This is a genomic window from Afipia dichlorophenoxyacetatis (assembly GCF_055386385.1).
The window spans coordinates 190,386-206,032 of sequence record NZ_AP029250.1 but is presented as its reverse complement, the minus strand read 5'-3'; the positions used below and the strand labels follow the sequence as shown (position 1 = coordinate 206,032).

General features: G+C 58.7%; 14 protein-coding genes. 11 read left to right on the top strand and 3 right to left on the bottom strand.

What is annotated here, in order from left to right; genetic code table 11:
* Nucleotides 1–186 precede the first annotated feature (186 nt).
* The 9 genes from tesB to ACZ5C3_RS00925 all read left to right on the top strand — a co-directional run bounded on the left by tesB (nt 187) and on the right by ACZ5C3_RS00925 (nt 11,121).
* The gene (gene tesB / locus ACZ5C3_RS00965) at nt 187–1,071 is read left to right on the top strand and encodes an acyl-CoA thioesterase II (RefSeq protein ID WP_464034583.1); all 885 of its coding nucleotides are present in this window, start codon (nt 187–189) and stop codon (nt 1,069–1,071) included.
* A 188-nt stretch (nt 1,072–1,259) separates the two neighbouring features.
* Nucleotides 1,260–1,598, top strand: coding sequence for a P-II family nitrogen regulator (locus ACZ5C3_RS00960; RefSeq protein WP_464034582.1), 339 nt, complete (start codon nt 1,260–1,262; stop codon nt 1,596–1,598).
* 75 nt (nt 1,599–1,673) lie between these two features.
* Nucleotides 1,674–2,984 (top strand): ammonium transporter, encoded by a 1,311-nt coding sequence (locus ACZ5C3_RS00955; protein WP_464034580.1) that lies wholly within the window; start codon nt 1,674–1,676, stop codon nt 2,982–2,984.
* Nucleotides 2,985–3,315: 331 nt separating this feature from the next.
* Nucleotides 3,316–3,654, top strand: coding sequence for a P-II family nitrogen regulator (locus ACZ5C3_RS00950; RefSeq protein ID WP_464034579.1), 339 nt, complete (start codon nt 3,316–3,318; stop codon nt 3,652–3,654).
* 37 nt (nt 3,655–3,691) lie between these two features.
* A complete protein-coding gene (locus tag ACZ5C3_RS00945) occupies nt 3,692–5,134 on the top strand; it encodes an ammonium transporter (RefSeq protein WP_464034577.1) in 1,443 nt (480 codons plus the stop codon).
* Between the two features lie 217 nt (nt 5,135–5,351).
* A complete protein-coding gene (locus tag ACZ5C3_RS00940) occupies nt 5,352–6,578 on the top strand; it encodes an aminotransferase class I/II-fold pyridoxal phosphate-dependent enzyme (protein WP_464034576.1) in 1,227 nt (408 codons plus the stop codon).
* 8 nt (nt 6,579–6,586) lie between these two features.
* Nucleotides 6,587–9,061, top strand: coding sequence for a DNA translocase FtsK (locus ACZ5C3_RS00935; RefSeq protein ID WP_464034574.1), 2,475 nt, complete (start codon nt 6,587–6,589; stop codon nt 9,059–9,061).
* Between the two features lie 261 nt (nt 9,062–9,322).
* The gene (locus tag ACZ5C3_RS00930) at nt 9,323–10,063 is read left to right on the top strand and encodes an outer membrane lipoprotein carrier protein LolA (RefSeq protein ID WP_464038463.1); all 741 of its coding nucleotides are present in this window, start codon (nt 9,323–9,325) and stop codon (nt 10,061–10,063) included.
* Nucleotides 10,064–10,305: 242 nt separating this feature from the next.
* Nucleotides 10,306–11,121 carry an exodeoxyribonuclease III gene (locus ACZ5C3_RS00925; RefSeq protein WP_464034573.1) on the top strand — a complete coding sequence of 272 codons (816 nt, stop codon included), beginning with the start codon at nt 10,306–10,308 and terminating at the stop codon, nt 11,119–11,121.
* 38 nt (nt 11,122–11,159) lie between these two features.
* On the opposite strand, the gene ACZ5C3_RS00920 is transcribed toward ACZ5C3_RS00925, so the two are convergent.
* Together ACZ5C3_RS00920 and ACZ5C3_RS00915 are read right to left on the bottom strand one after the other, a co-directional pair.
* A complete protein-coding gene (locus tag ACZ5C3_RS00920) occupies nt 11,160–11,600 on the bottom strand; it encodes a Crp/Fnr family transcriptional regulator (RefSeq protein ID WP_464034571.1) in 441 nt (146 codons plus the stop codon).
* 33 nt (nt 11,601–11,633) lie between these two features.
* The gene (locus ACZ5C3_RS00915) at nt 11,634–12,320 is read right to left on the bottom strand and encodes a response regulator transcription factor (protein ID WP_424628816.1); all 687 of its coding nucleotides are present in this window, start codon (nt 12,318–12,320) and stop codon (nt 11,634–11,636) included.
* A gap of 131 nt (nt 12,321–12,451) precedes the next feature.
* On the opposite strand from ACZ5C3_RS00915, the gene ACZ5C3_RS00910 reads away from it, so the two are divergent.
* Nucleotides 12,452–13,024 carry a L,D-transpeptidase family protein gene (locus ACZ5C3_RS00910; RefSeq protein ID WP_464034569.1) on the top strand — a complete coding sequence of 191 codons (573 nt, stop codon included), beginning with the start codon at nt 12,452–12,454 and terminating at the stop codon, nt 13,022–13,024.
* A 13-nt stretch (nt 13,025–13,037) separates the two neighbouring features.
* Here the strand turns inward: ACZ5C3_RS00910 and ACZ5C3_RS00905 are convergent, their stop codons facing one another.
* Complete coding sequence (locus ACZ5C3_RS00905; protein ID WP_464034567.1) at nt 13,038–13,739, bottom strand: YggS family pyridoxal phosphate-dependent enzyme; 702 nt, start codon at nt 13,737–13,739, stop codon at nt 13,038–13,040.
* A 94-nt stretch (nt 13,740–13,833) separates the two neighbouring features.
* Between ACZ5C3_RS00905 and ACZ5C3_RS00900 the strand changes: the two genes are divergently transcribed.
* Nucleotides 13,834–15,525, top strand: a complete 1,692-nt coding sequence (locus tag ACZ5C3_RS00900; protein ID WP_464034565.1) for a diguanylate cyclase domain-containing protein — start codon at nt 13,834–13,836, stop codon at nt 15,523–15,525.
* Nucleotides 15,526–15,647: the final 122 nt, after the last annotated feature.

The window sequence follows — 15,647 nt, the reverse complement described above, 5'->3', positions numbered from 1 at the left end:
GACCGGTTATTCGGAGACGGGACCCTAGCCGCTCTTGCCTCGCGTCCGGCCATAAGGGAAATATGACACTGCACAAGGGGCCGAAAGGTGCGGCCCTGACACCTTTTGTATCAGGGTTTGCGGATCATCGGAAACCTTCGCACCCGCAGTCTAATCCATCAGATGCGGCAGATCGGAACATAGTGAATGTCAAAAAGCCTGATTGATCTGTTGTCGATTCTCGATATCGAGCAGCTCGAAGTGAATATGTTCCGAGGCAACAGCCCCAAGACCCGCTGGCAGCGGGTATTCGGCGGACAGGTGATCGGGCAGGCGCTGGTTGCATCGTGCCGCACGGTCGAAGGCCGGATGCCGCACTCACTGCATTGCTACTTTATCCTGCCGGGCGATCCGCAAATTCCGATCGTTTATGAAGTCGAGCGGTTGCGCGACGGCAAAAGCTACGCCACGCGTCGCGTAACAGCCATTCAGCATGGCAATGCGATCTTTTCGATGATGGTGTCCTTCCACATCGAGGAAGAGGATTCCTTCAATCATCAGGATAAAATGCCTGACGTGCCCCCGCCGGATAAACTGACGGCGGAAGAACTGATGAAAGAATCTCTGTTTGATCAGATGCCGGAATTCATCAAGCGCTACTACGAATCCGATCGTCCGATTGAATTGCGTCCGGTGGAGTTCAAGCGCTACTTCGGCGAAAAGATTCTCGACGGGCGCATCAACATCTGGATTCGCACGGCGGCAAAATTACCGGACGATCCGGCGCTGCATCAATGCGCGCTGGCTTATGCATCGGACTTCTCGCTGCTGGACTCGGTCATGTCGCGCTACGGCCGAACGCTGTTCGATGGCCGCGTCATGGCTGCAAGCCTCGATCACGCCATGTGGTTTCACCGCCCGTTCCGGGCTGACGAATGGCTGCTTTACAGCCAGGACAGCCCGAACGCCCGTGGTGGCCGGGGGCTGGCCCGCGGACTGATTTTCAAGCCCGACGGCACACTGGTGGCATCCGTGGCTCAGGAAGGCTCGCTTCGCGAAAAACGCGACGACCTGATCAAGCCAAAAACCTGACGGTCAGGGCCTACGGTCAAATCCTGCCCAAGAACCGCCCGTGACGGGTCCGGAGGGACACAGCCTGCCTCAAAACAGAGCATTGAGGCAGCTTACTTTCTGCGCGCCTTGCCAATAAAACTGGCACAGGTACAAGAGCACGAGCATGCTGCCCCAAACAGGATGCCGGACGCAGAGAAGGCCCTGCCATGAAACTCATCACTGCCATCATCAAACCCTTCAAGCTCGAAGAAGTCCGCCAGGCCCTGACCGCCATTGGCGTTCACGGAATGACCGTGACCGAAGTGAAGGGTTTCGGCCGCCAGAAGGGCCATACCGAGATTTACCGGGGCGCCGAATACATCGTGAATTTCCTGCCAAAGCTGCGCATCGAAATCGCAGTCGGCTCGGATATGGCCGAGAAGGCGGTTGAAGTGATCACCGCCGGCGCGCGGACCGGCCAGATTGGCGACGGCAAGGTGTTCGTCACGCCAATCGAGAATGCCGTGCGGATCCGCACCGGCGAAACCGACAACGACGCGCTCTAATCCCGACCCACCCAACATCAACGGCTGCGGGGCGTTGATGCCACCGCGCAAATGACCAAAGCCCCGAGGGACTCCATGACTGAACTGCCGCGTGCCGCTGCCCGGACAGTGACGGCTGTTGCCACCACAACGTTGGCTTTCGCAGTTACGACACCAGCCTTCGCTGAAACGGGCAAAATCGATGCCGCCGATACGGCCTGGATGATCGTGGCAACGGCCTTTGTGCTGATGATGACGATCCCGGGGCTCGCGCTCTTCTATTCAGGCATGGTTCGCAAGAAGAACGTGCTCGCGACCATGGCGCAAAGCCTGACCGCAGTCGCACTGATCTCGATCCTCTGGATCGCTTATGGATACAGCCTGACGTTCGTGGGTGACGGTGCGGTCCTCGGCACGTTCGATCGCGCCTTTCTGTCCGGCATGACCATGGACAGCGTCAATCCGCTTGCAAAGACTATTCCTGAGGCCCTTTTCGTCCTCTATCAGATGACGTTCGCCATCATCACCGTTGCACTCGTGGCGGGCTCGGTCGCCGATCGCATGCGCTTCTCGGCCTATGTGATTTTTTGCGTTGTCTGGTTCACCTTCGTCTATGTGCCACTGGCTCACTGGGTATGGGGCGGCGGCTTTCTCGGTCAGGCCGGCGTGCTCGATTTTGCCGGCGGCCTCGTTGTGCATCTGAGCGCCGGTACCGCCGGACTGGTGGCAACGAAGGTTATGGGCAATCGGCGCGGATACGGTTCGGAAAATCTATCGCCTTACGATTTATCGCTTGCGGTGATCGGAACTGGCTTGTTGTGGGTCGGCTGGTTCGGCTTCAATGGCGGATCGGCATTGCAGGCCAACTCACGTGCGGTGATGGCTATCCTCGCGACGCATCTCGCCGCTTGCGCAGGCGCCGTGACGTGGATCGCGATCGAGTGGGTCACTAGGCGAAAGCCATCGGTGCTCGGCATGATCTCCGGCGCTGTGGCGGGCCTCGGCACGATCACACCGGCGTCCGGTTTTGTCGAACCATGGCATGGCATCGTGATCGGTATTCTCGCAGGCCTCGTTTGCTACTGGGCTTGTACGTGGCTCAAGCACCGTTTCAAATACGATGACAGCCTCGACGTCTTCGGCATCCACGGAATCGGCGGACTGCTCGGGACGTTGCTGATCGGCATTTTCGGAACCGCGGCAATCGGTGGCGTTTCGGGATTGTTTGAAGGCAATCCAAAACTGCTTTTGATCCAGCTCTATGGCGTCGCCGTAGTGTTCGTCTGGACCGGAGCCGCGACCTTCATGGTGCTAAAGGCTATCGACATCGTTTCAGGCCTGCGGGTCTCCCATGAGCAGGAAGTCGAAGGCCTCGACATCACCCAGCACGGCGAAGCCCTTCAATAGGCTTCACAGCACTACAAGCTCCATTGTGACCTGCGGCTTGGTTTCGAGGATGCCTCCTCGATGGGCATGATTATGTCGTCACTCTGGTGTGCCTATGTTTTCAGCACCACTGTCAATCTTTTAGGCGCGACAAAATAGCTCGATACCACCGGCCTCCCCGCTAGGCCGAAAAGCTCCGGATTCATAAACCGTTAGCGAATTTCTCCGGTTTGGCACGGCATTTGATTCTACGGGTGCTGGCTGTGCCCGTGGAGGGAGTTTTTCTTCGCGTGGTGACCCTCAGTCGAGATCGCCCGGTCTTCCCGGATCGGGCCCAAGCGGGGAAGAACCTATGAAAATTGTTATGGCGATCATCAAGCCATTCAAGCTGGAAGAGGTCCGCGATGCCCTGACCGCCATCGGCGTTCACGGCCTCACGGTAACGGAAGTCAAGGGATACGGCCGACAGAAAGGCCACACGGAGATCTACCGCGGCGCTGAATACGCGGTGAGCTTCCTGCCCAAGATCAAGATTGAGGTCGCTGTTGCCTCGTCTCAAGTCGACAAGACCATCGACGCCATCACCGCTGCCGCGAAAACCGGTCAGATCGGCGACGGCAAGATCTTTGTCATGAATCTCGATCACGCGGTTCGCATCCGCACCGGCGAAGCCGACGACGCGGCCCTCTGATTTCGCGCAAACCTCATCTTACCAGGAGTACAAAGAAATGACGTTGAAGCGTCCCACCAGCGCGGGATTGGCGGCTCTTGCAGTCGGGCTGTTCGCCACGACCGCCGCTTATGCTGCACCAACCATCAACAAGGGCGACAATGCCTGGGTGATGACATCGGCCATTCTCGTGTTGCTGATGACCATTCCCGGCCTTGCGCTGTTCTACGGCGGACTGGTTCGTTCCAAGAACATGCTCTCCGTGCTGGCGCAGGTGTTCTACTGCGTTTGCGTCGTGACCGTGATTTGGGCGATCTACGGTTACAGCCTCGCCTTCACGGGCGGCTCCGATTTCATCGGCGGCTTCTCCAAGGCCTTCATGGCCGGCATCACCACCGACTCGGCCGCAGCGACCTTCAGCGTCGACGCAAACATCTCCGAGCTGGTGTATTTCTGCTTCCAGCTGACCTTCGCAGCAATCACGCCGGCTCTGATCGTCGGTGCGTTTGCTGAACGCACGAAGTTCGCAGCTCTCGCACTGTTCATCCCGCTCTGGGTTACCCTGATCTACTTCCCGATCGCGCACATGGTCTGGTACTGGGCAGGTCCGGACGCCATCAGCGACGCTGCGAAGGCTCTTGCAGCAGCAGCTGACGGCGCAGCAAAGACCGCGGCACAGACCAAACTTGACGAAGTCAATGCCGATGCAGGCTGGATCTTCAAGAAGGGCGCGCTCGACTTCGCAGGCGGCACTGTCGTTCACATCAACGCTGGTATCGCAGGCCTCGTCGGCGCTCTCATCATCGGCAAGCGCACCGGCTACGGCAAGGAGCTGATGGCTCCGCACTCGCTGACCATGACCATGATCGGCGCCGCCCTTCTCTGGGTCGGTTGGTTCGGCTTCAATGCTGGTTCGAACCTCGAAGCCAACGGCGGCGCTGCCCTCGCCATGACCAACACCTTCGTTGCAACCGCGGCAGCTGCGCTGGCGTGGATGTTCGCTGAGTGGATGGTCAAGGGACACCCCTCACTGCTCGGTGCGCTCTCCGGCGCCGTTGCAGGCCTCGTTGCGGTGACTCCGGCGGCTGGCTACTCCGGTCCGATGGGCGCCATCGTCCTCGGCCTCGTGGTCGGTGTGGTCTGCCTGTTCTTCTGCACCGTCGTGAAGAACGCGCTTGGCTACGACGACTCGCTCGACGTGTTCGGCATTCACTGCGTCGGCGGCATCATCGGCGCTCTCGGCACCGGGATCCTGGTCAATCCGGCCCTCGGCGGTACCGGCGTGATGGACTACGTCGCCGGCAAGGTCGGCGAGTACGACTTCGCGGCACAGATGACCTCGCAGGCCTGGGGCGTCTGCACCACGCTGGTGTGGTCGGGCATCGGATCGGCGATCCTGTTCAAGGTCGTTGATGTCATCGTCGGCCTCCGTGTCACCGTCGACAAGGAACGCGAAGGTCTCGACGTCACCGAGCACACGGAGCGCGCCTACAACATGTGAGACAACGGTTGGGGCACAAACCCGGCAATGCCCCGTCCGTCGAAGGGCCCCAGCGCAAGCTGGGGCCCTTCACTTTTTTCGGCCCTTGATTTGCCCTGAAGTGACTGGAAAAACCGATGGTTAATCGCGCCTTAACCTCGCAGAACCTATGGTGAAGTGATCAGTTCTGCGCGATCTGATCCTTAGTCGACGGACCCACAAGTATTGGCGTTTTAGAATGGCGATAACCGCTTCTTCCCGCACGGCTTCCGGCGCCGGCGCCCAAGATGGCGAGCGCTCGCCCTTTGCCCGGCTGGCGGACCTCCTGAGTCCGCATAAACCAGGTAAGCCATTGATAAATATGTCACTTGGCGAACCGCAGCATCCTGTCCCGGGTTTTGTCGGCCAGGTTATCGCGAGCCATGTTGCTGACTTCGGACGCTATCCTGTCGCCAAAGGCATCGAGCCGTTTCGCCGGGCGGCGGCAGGCTGGGCCTCGAAGCGATTCGACCTGACCCGCCCGCTCGATCCGGAAACCGAAATTCTGGTGCTGAACGGCAGCCGTGAGGGGCTGTTTTTCGCAGCCATTGCCGCCAGCCGATATGTCAGCCCCCGCAAGGGCGCCCCGGCAATCCTGATGCCTAATCCCTTCTATCCGGCCTATGCCGCCGGTGCCCGGGCCGCCGGTTGTGAGGCGGTGTTCCTACCGACCACACGGGAAAACGGATTCCTGCCAAACCTGGATTCTCTCGACGCGGCAACGCTCGACCGGACTGTGGCCTTCTACCTCGCCTCACCGGCCAATCCGCAGGGCTCCGTGGCGACGCGCGACTATTTCGATCGCGTCAAACAGCTCGCCGATCGTCACGGCTTCATGGTGCTCAGCGATGAGTGCTATTCCGAGATCTATACCGAGAAGGCGCCAGGCAGCATCCTGACTTCCGCCGGGCCGGACTTCTCCAACGTGGTCGCGTTTCAATCGCTCTCGAAACGATCGAACTTGCCGGGAATGCGCGTTGGCTTTGTCGCCGGCGACAAGACGTTCCTCAGCCGTTTCCACGAATTGCGCAACGTGGCCGCACCACAGGTGCCCGTGCCATTGCAGCATGTGGCTGTCGCTGCTTACGGCGACGAAACGCACGTCGAAGAGAATCGGCGTCTTTACAAAATCAAATTCGATCTTGCGGATCAGATTCTCGGTGAGCGATTTGGTTATCGCCGACCCGCCGGCGGCTTCTGCATCTGGCTCGATGTCTCAGCCCACGGTGGCGACGAAGCCGCAACCGTCAAGCTCTTCAAGGAAGGCGGCGTCCGAGTCATCCCTGGAAGCTATCTGGCGCGCGCGCAAGCCGACGGCAGCAACCCTGGTGCCGGCTACATCCGCGTCGCCATGGTGCAAGACAGCGAGACGACGGCTGAGGGGTTGCATCGTATGGTTGAAGTCCTGAACGAGTCGCGGGGGTAAATCACGCTATGCCAGCGATCGAGCGCGTCATTCCCATCGTCGGCCAGTTCTCCGACCCAATCCGAGAAATGCTGGCGCGGCGGTTACGCGAGCTCGCAGGGCTTGGCGTGCTGTCGCTCGCATGTGTTCTCGCGGCAGCGCTGATGACGTGGTCGGTGCAGGATCCCAGTCTCAGTCACGCAACCTCGGGGCCCATTCGCAATCTCATTGGCCGTCCGGGCGCAATCGGGGCTGATTTGCTGATGCAGCTTTTCGGCCTCGGGTCGATCATGCTGATCCTGCCGATCGCCGTCTGGGGATGGCGGCTGCTGACCCATCGTTTCTTTGATCGCGAAGCCTTGCGGATTGCCTGCTGGATTCTCTGCGCGGTCGTGGCAGCAGGTGTTGCAAGCTGTCTACCGCGCAGTGGCGCATGGCCACTCCCGACAGGATTGGGTGGCGTGGTCGGTGACGGACTCGTCCGCACTCCCGCTGTCATTTTCGGTCCGCCAGGCCTGATCTATCGCAGCATTCTCGGCTTCATCCTGTTTATCACGATGATTGCGAGCTTCGTATTTGCAAGCGGTGCCGGATCTCAGGAGAAGATCGTCGAGCGCACGCGCGCACCGATGATCGACGAGGAAGACGAGGAATTCACCGACGAGGAAGACGATCGTCGCTCGGTTTCGCTCGGCCGGATTTTCCATGCAATCATGAGCGCAAAAGCGCGCGCGGCACGACTATTCTCATCACTTTTCGCGATGATGCTTGGGCGCAACGAAGACGCGCGCGCAGCACGATCCTTTGAGCGCATGGAGCCTAGTCTTGGGGGGGGGCGCAGAAGCCCTTCACTCGTTCCCGAAGCCGAAGACGAAGAATACGAAGAGGAAGAAGAAGGGGAGGAGGAAGAAGAAGACGAGGAAGAGGAAGAACCCGTTTCCCGCTCACGCAAGCGTCCCGAACCCAAATCCTCAAGCCGCAAAGGCGTTTTCGTTCTCCCTCCGATTTCCGTCCTCGCGGCACCGAAAGCTTCGGATCGTCTGACACTGAGCAAGGACGAACTGGAGGAGAATTCCCGGGCGCTCGAGGGCGTTCTGCAGGACTTCGGCGTCCGCGGCGAGATCGTGAAAGCGAATCCCGGCCCTGTCGTCACGCTGTACGAACTGGAGCCCGCACCCGGCATCAAATCATCGCGCGTGATTGGTCTCGCCGACGATATCGCACGCTCTATGAGTGCCATCTCTGCCCGCGTCGCGGTTGTGGCCGGCCGCAATGCCATCGGCATCGAGCTGCCGAATCTCAAGCGCGAGAAGGTCTATCTGCGCGAACTTCTGACCGCCAAGGAAGCCGCCGAAAGCAACGCCAAGCTTCCCCTCGCCCTCGGCAAGACCATCGGCGGTGATCCCGTGATCATCGATCTCGCGCGCACTCCACATATGCTGATTGCCGGTACCACCGGCTCGGGTAAATCGGTTGCCATCAACACCATGATCCTGTCGCTGGTCTATCGGCTCCGGCCCGATCAGTGCCGCCTCATCATGGTCGATCCGAAGATGCTCGAACTCTCGGTTTATGACGGCATTCCGCACCTGCTGACACCGGTCGTGACGGATCCGAAAAAGGCCGTCGTCGCGCTGAAGTGGGCCGTGCGAGAGATGGAGCAGCGCTACAAGAGCATGTCCAAGCTCGGTGTGCGCAACATCGACGGCTACAACGCTCGCGTCGCCGAAGCCAAGACGAAAGGCGAAGAGCTCACGCGCACGGTGCATACCGGCTTCGACAAGGAAACCGGTAAGGCAATTTACGAAGAAGAGAAGCTCGAGCTCGAGCCGCTGCCCTACATCGTCATCATCGTCGACGAAATGGCAGACCTGATGATGGTCGCAGGTAAGGATATTGAAGGCGCAGTGCAACGCCTCGCACAAATGGCCCGCGCCGCTGGCCTGCATGTGATCCTCGCCACGCAGCGTCCATCGGTCGACGTCATCACCGGCACCATCAAGGCAAACTTCCCGACCCGCATCTCCTTCCAGGTCACGTCGAAGATCGACAGCCGCACCATTCTCGGTGAAATGGGTGCAGAGCAGCTGCTCGGTCAGGGCGACATGCTGTACATGGCTGGCGGCGGCCGCATCAGCCGTGTCCACGGGCCGTTCGTGTCGGACGAAGAAGTCGAGAAGATTGTTCGCCACCTCAAGACACAAGGTCAGCCGGAGTATCTCGAAGCCGTTACCGCCGAAGAAGAGCCCGAAGAGGATGGTGCGGTATTCGATTCCACCGGGATGGGCGGTGGTGGCGAAAATGACCTGTTCGCTCAGGCTGTCGCCATCGTGAAACGCGACCGCAAGGCCTCCACCAGCTACATTCAACGGCGGCTCCAAATCGGCTATAATCGCGCCGCGACGCTGATGGAGCGTATGGAACAAGAAGGGATCGTCGGACAGGCCAATCACGCTGGAAAGCGTGAAATCCTGGTCGGCGAGGAAGAGGATCGTTTCGGTTAGTTTGCGTGATTGAGTCGTTGCTTCGCAGTCGCGAAAACGCCATAGCTCGGGGCTAGTGGTCCGATCCTAACATTCGCAGCCCGTTTCAGCAGATACCTCTTGCGAATGTTAAATCCACTCCACTAGCCCAGCGGAAATCAATTTCCCGGACAGGACGAACCGTTGAGAAAATCCCACCGCAATCAGCCGTTCAGCCTGCTCGTCGGCAAGGCACGATCTTTGAGCCTTCCTGCATCGATAGCCCTCGTGGCGACATTTTTGATGTCGTCTGCATTCGCGCAGGGCGTTCCAGTGCCTAAGCCCGCTCCCAAACCACGCGATGGCGCAACCGACACGCAACGATCCGCTCCGCCGGCACCGGCGCCCAACGCTCCGGCAGCATCGCAAAATTTTCCGAATCCGATCCCGCCCGCTCTGCGCAATCTGTTTGGTGGTTCGACGACACCGGCGTTCGACGCGAATCAAAAAGCGCTTGCGAGCAAGGTCAGTGCTTATCTCTCCGGGGTTCAAAACTTATCGGGAAATTTTGTCCAGGTCGGTCCGGACGGCAGCCGCTCCACCGGCGATTTCTATATCCAGAAGCCCGGAAAGGTCCGCTTTGAGTATGATGCTCCGAGCCAGATCGCTATTGTGTCGGATGGATCGACCGTGGTCGTGCGCGACCGCAAGCTCGGCACACAGGACAACTATCCGCTCTCGCAGACACCGTTACGCTTCCTGCTATCAGATCGTATCGACTTGATGCGCGACACGAGTGTCGTTGGTGTTTCCGCCGATGATATGTTCATCAGCATCACCATTGAAGAAAAGCAGGCGCTTGTTGGGACAAGCCGCCTGATGCTGATGGTCGGCGCCAAGGACAACCAGCTCAAGCAGTGGACCGTGACTGATCCGCAGGGTTATGACACAACGGTCGCGGTATATAACCTCGATACGACCAAGAAGCTCGATCCCAACATGTTCAGGATCGACTTCACCAACTATCAAGTCCCTAACAATTAGTACGCATCGAAGCTGACGGACTGGAGCAGGGGAGCAAAACCGGATAACGGTCTTGCACCACCCCTCGAATGACTAGTGTGGTGGTTCAGAAGTTCGCTCGATTTTTCCTGCGATTCCTTCCAGCGAACTTCTGAACCTGAACCACACTAGAATCATAGATTTCCTAGTGTCCTTTCGAATCCAAGTCCGCTACGGAGCGGTCTGCACGATAGAGCGGACTTGGATTCGGGACACTAGCTTTCATGCAATTCACTCTGACAACCTGGAATATCAACTCTGTCCGCCTGCGCATCGAACTCGTTGCGAAGTTCATCGAGGCTGTGCAGCCGGACGTACTTTGTTTGCAGGAGACAAAGTGCCCGGACGATGCGTTTCCAGTGAAGCGCTTCAAGCGGCTGGGTTATGAACACATCGCGCTGAACGGACAGAAAGGCTATCACGGCGTCGCGATCGTCTCGAAACTTCCGTTCGAAAGCAGCGATATCCAGACCTTCTGTGGCAAGATCGACTCACGGCACATCTCGGTCGCATTCGGGGCCAAAGCCGAGATGTCCGAACCTCTCGTACTACATAATTTCTATGTGCCCGCGGGTGGCGATATCCCCGACCCCACGGTTAATCCGAAATTCGAACACAAGCTCTCATTCCTCGACGAGATGAAGACTTGTGAATCTCTGCATCCGAAATCCCGTGACCGTCACATCCTCGTCGGCGATCTCAACGTTGCGCCATACGAGAATGACGTATGGTCACACAAACAGTTGTTGAAGGTCGTGTCGCACACTCCGATCGAATGCGAAAAGCTGATCGAGGTGAAGAGCGCGGGCAACTGGATCGACATTGCCCGCCAGCGAATTCCCGAACCCGAAAAGATCTACACGTGGTGGAGTTATCGTGCGGCGGACTGGACCGTCGGCGATCGCGGCCGGCGGCTCGATCACATCTGGGCATCACAAGCGCTTGGCGACCGCATCGTTGATTTTAATATCATGCGCGATGCACGGGGCTGGGAGCGCCCGTCCGACCATGTGCCGGTCACGGCAATATTTGACACATAGCCACCTCGACACATAGTCGCGATCCACTTGCCGGGGAATTACTTGAGTTGCGCGGTCAGCCTTGAAATGGCCCCGGTCACTGCTGTTGTGCGGGACGCTAAATCATCGCGCAGGCGCCGCGCTGCATCCGGATGGCTTTCAAGCACGCGCTGAAACAGGCTGCGCGATACGCGCAGCACGGACGATCGCTCGAGTGCTGTCGCTGTGGCTGGCCGCGGCATGGCGACAATCAGCGCGAGCTCGCCGATCAACGCGCTCGGGCCGGCAACCGTCTCGACGCCGCTCTCGTCCAGAATGCGAAACGAGCCCATCTTGACGATGAAGCCGGCATCCCCTTTGTCGCCGGTGTGAAACAGCTTTTCGCCGAACTCGTAGTCAATCTGCTCCGAGCCAATGGCAAGCACCTGCAGCGCAGCCGTACCCAACAAATTCAAGGTTGGAACGCGCGAGAAGAGGGCGATGTCGTCTTCAATGGCCATTCAGGGCCGTGCTGGTGCGTCGGTTGATTCGTCTCATGGCACCAGTTTATAGCCGCCGGACTCGGTCACAAGAATTTCCGGATTAGCGGCGTCTTTCTCCACCTTCTGGCGCAGCCGATAGATGTGCGTTTCCAGTGTATGGGTGGTCACCCCGGAATTGTAACCCCAGACCTCCTGGAGCAGCATTTCGCGGGACACTGGCTGCTGCCCGGCGCGATAGAGAAACCGGAGGATCGCGGTCTCTTTTTCCGTCAACCGGACTTTCTTGGCATTGGGACCGGTCAGCATCTTGGAGCCGGGCCGGAAACTATAGGGACCCACCGAGAAAACCGCATCTTCGCTGGCTTCGTGCTGACGGAGCTGAGCGCGGATACGCGCCAACAGGACGGCAAAACGAAACGGCTTCGCGACATAATCATTCGCTCCCGATTCCAGCCCGAGGATGGTGTCCGAATCGGTGTCGTGGCCGGTCAGCATAATGATGGGTGATTTGAAGCCGCCCTTGCGGAGACTGCGAACCACCTCACGACCATCGGTATCGGGCAGGCCGACATCCATCAGGACCAGGTCGGGTGAATTGACTTTCGCAGCTTGGGCACCTTTGGCGCCTGTATCGACGGCGGATGCCTCGAATTCCTCGTGCAGCGACAGCTGCTCCACCAGGGCTTCGCGCAGATCAGTGTCATCGTCGACGATGAGGATCTTGCGGGCGTTGGCCATTGCGTCCAATCCTTTGGGTCTTGGTTTCGAATAAAGGTTTCTGGGAGCAACCCCGGAAGCTAAAGCTCTCTAAAAACCTGGCGAAATAGAACATTTGTAGACAAAAGGGCAAGCGGGAGTTGCACTCAGGCATGGGAAGTGAAGCTTTTCCAAGGACTTGCCAAACACTGTTCCGTGATCGGCCTTTGCCTGTGGTACGAATCCACGCTGCTGCCGGTAACCCAAGCCGAGGTTGGCTGGTCGCCGGAGCCCACACTATACCCGTCGCTCTCGGACGTGGCGGAATCAGGGCCAATAAATTTGAGGGTGACGGGGGCACGCCGCGCGGCACATTTCAACCCGTACGGGTGTGGTGGCGGGCGGACCGCCATAGTCGGCCATTGACCCACCTCCCACTTCGCCCGATTCGGCCGGAAGACGCCTGGTCGGAGGACCCGACGGACCGTCACTATAATCGCGCGATCCGCCTGAACCGCAATGGGAGCGGCGATCGTTTGATGCGAGACGATCACCTCTATGACTTCATCATCGAGATCGATCACAACACGAAACCTCGCATTGCCCGTCGGGGAAGTGCCGTTTTCCTGCACCTTGCCCGTCAAAACTTCTCACCGACGGCCGGATGCGTAGGCATGACAAAAAACGCCATGCTGCGACTGCTGTCCCGCATTGGTCCGGCAACGCGTATCGTCATCACGTCGTAAACGGAGAAGGCGATCAGCGGTGACCAAAGATCGCCGACCCCACGCGGACATGCGTGGCGCCGAATTGAATTGCGATCGAGAAATCAGCGCTCATTCCCATCGACAATTGCTTGAGGCCATTGCGCGCGGCGATCTTGGCAGTTAGCGCGAAGTGCGGTGCGGGCGCGTCATCGACCGGCGGGATACACATCAAGCCGGAAATCTGCAGACCGTAGGTATCGCGGCAAAGCACAATGAACGCATCGGCATCGGCTGGTGCAATCCCGGCCTTTTGCGGCTCTTCACCGGTGTTCAGCTGCACGAATAGCTCCGGATGCCGGTCCTGCTTGATGATTTCTTTCGATAGCGCCTCACAGATGCTTGGCCGATCCACCGAATGGATCGCGTCAAACAGCGCGACAGCTTCTTTCGCTTTGTTGGATTGCAGAGGTCCGATCAGGTGCAAAGCGATGCCAGGATGAGCCGCCATCAATTCCGGCCATTTTCCCTTCGCTTCCTGCACGCGGTTTTCACCAAAGACACGCTGTCCCGCCTCGATGACGGGCGTGATCGCTTCCGCATCAAACGTTTTCGATACGGCAATTAAGGTTAATGAAGATCGATCCCGACGCGCATCCTTGCACGCGCGCGCGATCTCGCTTTCAACCACTGCGAGCCCTTTTGATGCATCAGAGACTATAGGACGGGCGTTGTCGGAGGGCTTCGGGTCGGCCATTTCGAAAGATCCAGATCGTTCCAATTTTAGGGAATTGAAGAAAGGCTTCTTGAAGCCTTCAATCTAGTGTCCCCTCGGGGCAAGGGGATACCAAATGTCGATTGCCAGTTTTGGCCGCAACACTACAAAACTCAAGGCGCTTTTGGGAATTCGCGCGCGCCTTGTGTTGCTTGCGTTGATTCTCGTTGTTCCTTTGATGATTGATCGGGTGCGCCTGCTGGAAGACAGCCGCGCCAAACAGGTCACGCTGGCGGCTAATGAACTCTCCGAGCTGGCACAGCATACGGCCGATGCGCATCGTGAAATTATTTCAACTGTGCAGGCTGTCCTGCAGTCCTCCGCCTACATTTACTCTGCAGCCTCCCATCAGGGGAGGGGCTGCGCGATCATGCGCGCCAGTCTGCGCGTAGACCTGCCATGGATTCGAAGCCTTTCGATCATCGGACAAGACGGCATCGTCAGATGTTCAACCGAACAGAGCGTGGTCGGTCTCGACCTTCACGACCGCGACTACTTCAAGTACGCACGCGAGTTCCATGAATTCGTCATCAGCGACTATATTTTCAGCCGGGCGGCCAATCTGCCGACGATCATGGCGGCTTATCCCGTGTCGGCCATTCATGGCGGCGAAGAAGCCGTCGTGATTGCTGCCATCGATCTGAAGTGGATGTCGCAGCTGATGAGCAAGCGGGGCGATCGCGCCGGCGTATCCGTGCTGCTCGTCGACAGCAAAGGTGTCATTCTTGCTTCGCGGCCGGAAAATGCGGGTCTGATCGGCCATCCGCTCAAGGATACGTCGCTGCTCGAAGCCGTCACGCTCCGCGAGATCAATCAGGGCCGTGAGTCCGGCTCCATTTTGTTTGAATCTGCGAATGGTGACAAACAGGCCATTTCATTCGCCGGTGTGAAGGGGACCAAAGCGCGCCTCATCGTCAGCATCGATGAAGCAAAAATGCTGGCCGATATCGACCGCAATATTTGGACCGCCTATCTGCAATTGGCATTGGTCGGAATTCTTGCTCTGCTGGGCGCCTGGATCGCGGGTGAACGGCTCATTATTCAGCCGATCAAGGTTCTGACTGATATGACGAACCGATTCGGTAAAGGCGATCTGTCCGCCCGCGCCTCGAAAACAGCGCTGCCTCGCGAATTCGTCCCGCTCGCCGACGCCTTCAATACGATGGCCTCGCAGTTATCCGAGCGCGAACGCGAAATGATCGCTGCCAATGACAGGCTGACCGTCATTGCCTCGATCGACATGGTGTCCGGTCTAGCGAATCGGCGCGGCTTCCAGAGCCGGCTCGAATTCGAGTGGATGAAGGCGATCCAGACCGATACGACCCTCTCGCTGATGATGATCGACGTCGATTATTTCAAGCTCTTCAACGACACCTATGGCCACCTCGAAGGAGACACCTGTCTCGGCCGGGTCGGTGAGGCCCTCGCCGCGATTGCCGACGAAAATGCCGGGTTCGCGGCCCGCTATGGCGGGGAGGAATTCTGCTTGTTGCTGCCGGCCAGCGATGCTGCTCGAGCGATGCAGATTGGTGAAATCGTGCGTGCCATGGTGGAAAAGCTCGCTGTTCCACACCTGACGAGTAGTTATCAGTGCGTCACAGTCAGCGTCGGGGTCGCAACCGTCACGCCGGGAGATAGCCAGCCCCAGGACGACCTGCTGGAGGCCGCGGATGCCGCCCTGTACGCCGCAAAACGTCAGGGACGGAACACCGTGGTGGAGCATGCGCTGGTCCCGGCCGCCAAACAGCAGATGTCGCTCGCCGGATAGGCGGCAAGGCGTTGACCCAGCGCGGTCTTTTGTGGCTAGTGTGGTGGTTCAGAAGTTCGCTTCATTTTCTCTGCGCATCCTTCAAGCGAACTTCTGAACCTGAACCACACTAGAATCATAGG

Coding starts and splice junctions, on each gene's coding strand:
- tesB (WP_464034583.1), top strand. CDS start 187: ATGTCAAAAAGCCTGATTGATCTGTTGTCGATTCTCGATATCGAGCAG.
- ACZ5C3_RS00960 (WP_464034582.1), top strand. CDS start 1,260: ATGAAACTCATCACTGCCATCATCAAACCCTTCAAGCTCGAAGAAGTC.
- ACZ5C3_RS00955 (WP_464034580.1), top strand. CDS start 1,674: ATGACTGAACTGCCGCGTGCCGCTGCCCGGACAGTGACGGCTGTTGCC.
- ACZ5C3_RS00950 (WP_464034579.1), top strand. CDS start 3,316: ATGAAAATTGTTATGGCGATCATCAAGCCATTCAAGCTGGAAGAGGTC.
- ACZ5C3_RS00945 (WP_464034577.1), top strand. CDS start 3,692: ATGACGTTGAAGCGTCCCACCAGCGCGGGATTGGCGGCTCTTGCAGTC.
- ACZ5C3_RS00940 (WP_464034576.1), top strand. CDS start 5,352: ATGGCGATAACCGCTTCTTCCCGCACGGCTTCCGGCGCCGGCGCCCAA.
- ACZ5C3_RS00935 (WP_464034574.1), top strand. CDS start 6,587: ATGCCAGCGATCGAGCGCGTCATTCCCATCGTCGGCCAGTTCTCCGAC.
- ACZ5C3_RS00930 (WP_464038463.1), top strand. CDS start 9,323: ATGTCGTCTGCATTCGCGCAGGGCGTTCCAGTGCCTAAGCCCGCTCCC.
- ACZ5C3_RS00925 (WP_464034573.1), top strand. CDS start 10,306: ATGCAATTCACTCTGACAACCTGGAATATCAACTCTGTCCGCCTGCGC.
- ACZ5C3_RS00920 (WP_464034571.1), bottom strand. CDS start 11,600: ATGGCCATTGAAGACGACATCGCCCTCTTCTCGCGCGTTCCAACCTTG.
- ACZ5C3_RS00915 (WP_424628816.1), bottom strand. CDS start 12,320: ATGGCCAACGCCCGCAAGATCCTCATCGTCGACGATGACACTGATCTG.
- ACZ5C3_RS00910 (WP_464034569.1), top strand. CDS start 12,452: ATGGGAAGTGAAGCTTTTCCAAGGACTTGCCAAACACTGTTCCGTGAT.
- ACZ5C3_RS00905 (WP_464034567.1), bottom strand. CDS start 13,739: ATGGCCGACCCGAAGCCCTCCGACAACGCCCGTCCTATAGTCTCTGAT.
- ACZ5C3_RS00900 (WP_464034565.1), top strand. CDS start 13,834: ATGTCGATTGCCAGTTTTGGCCGCAACACTACAAAACTCAAGGCGCTT.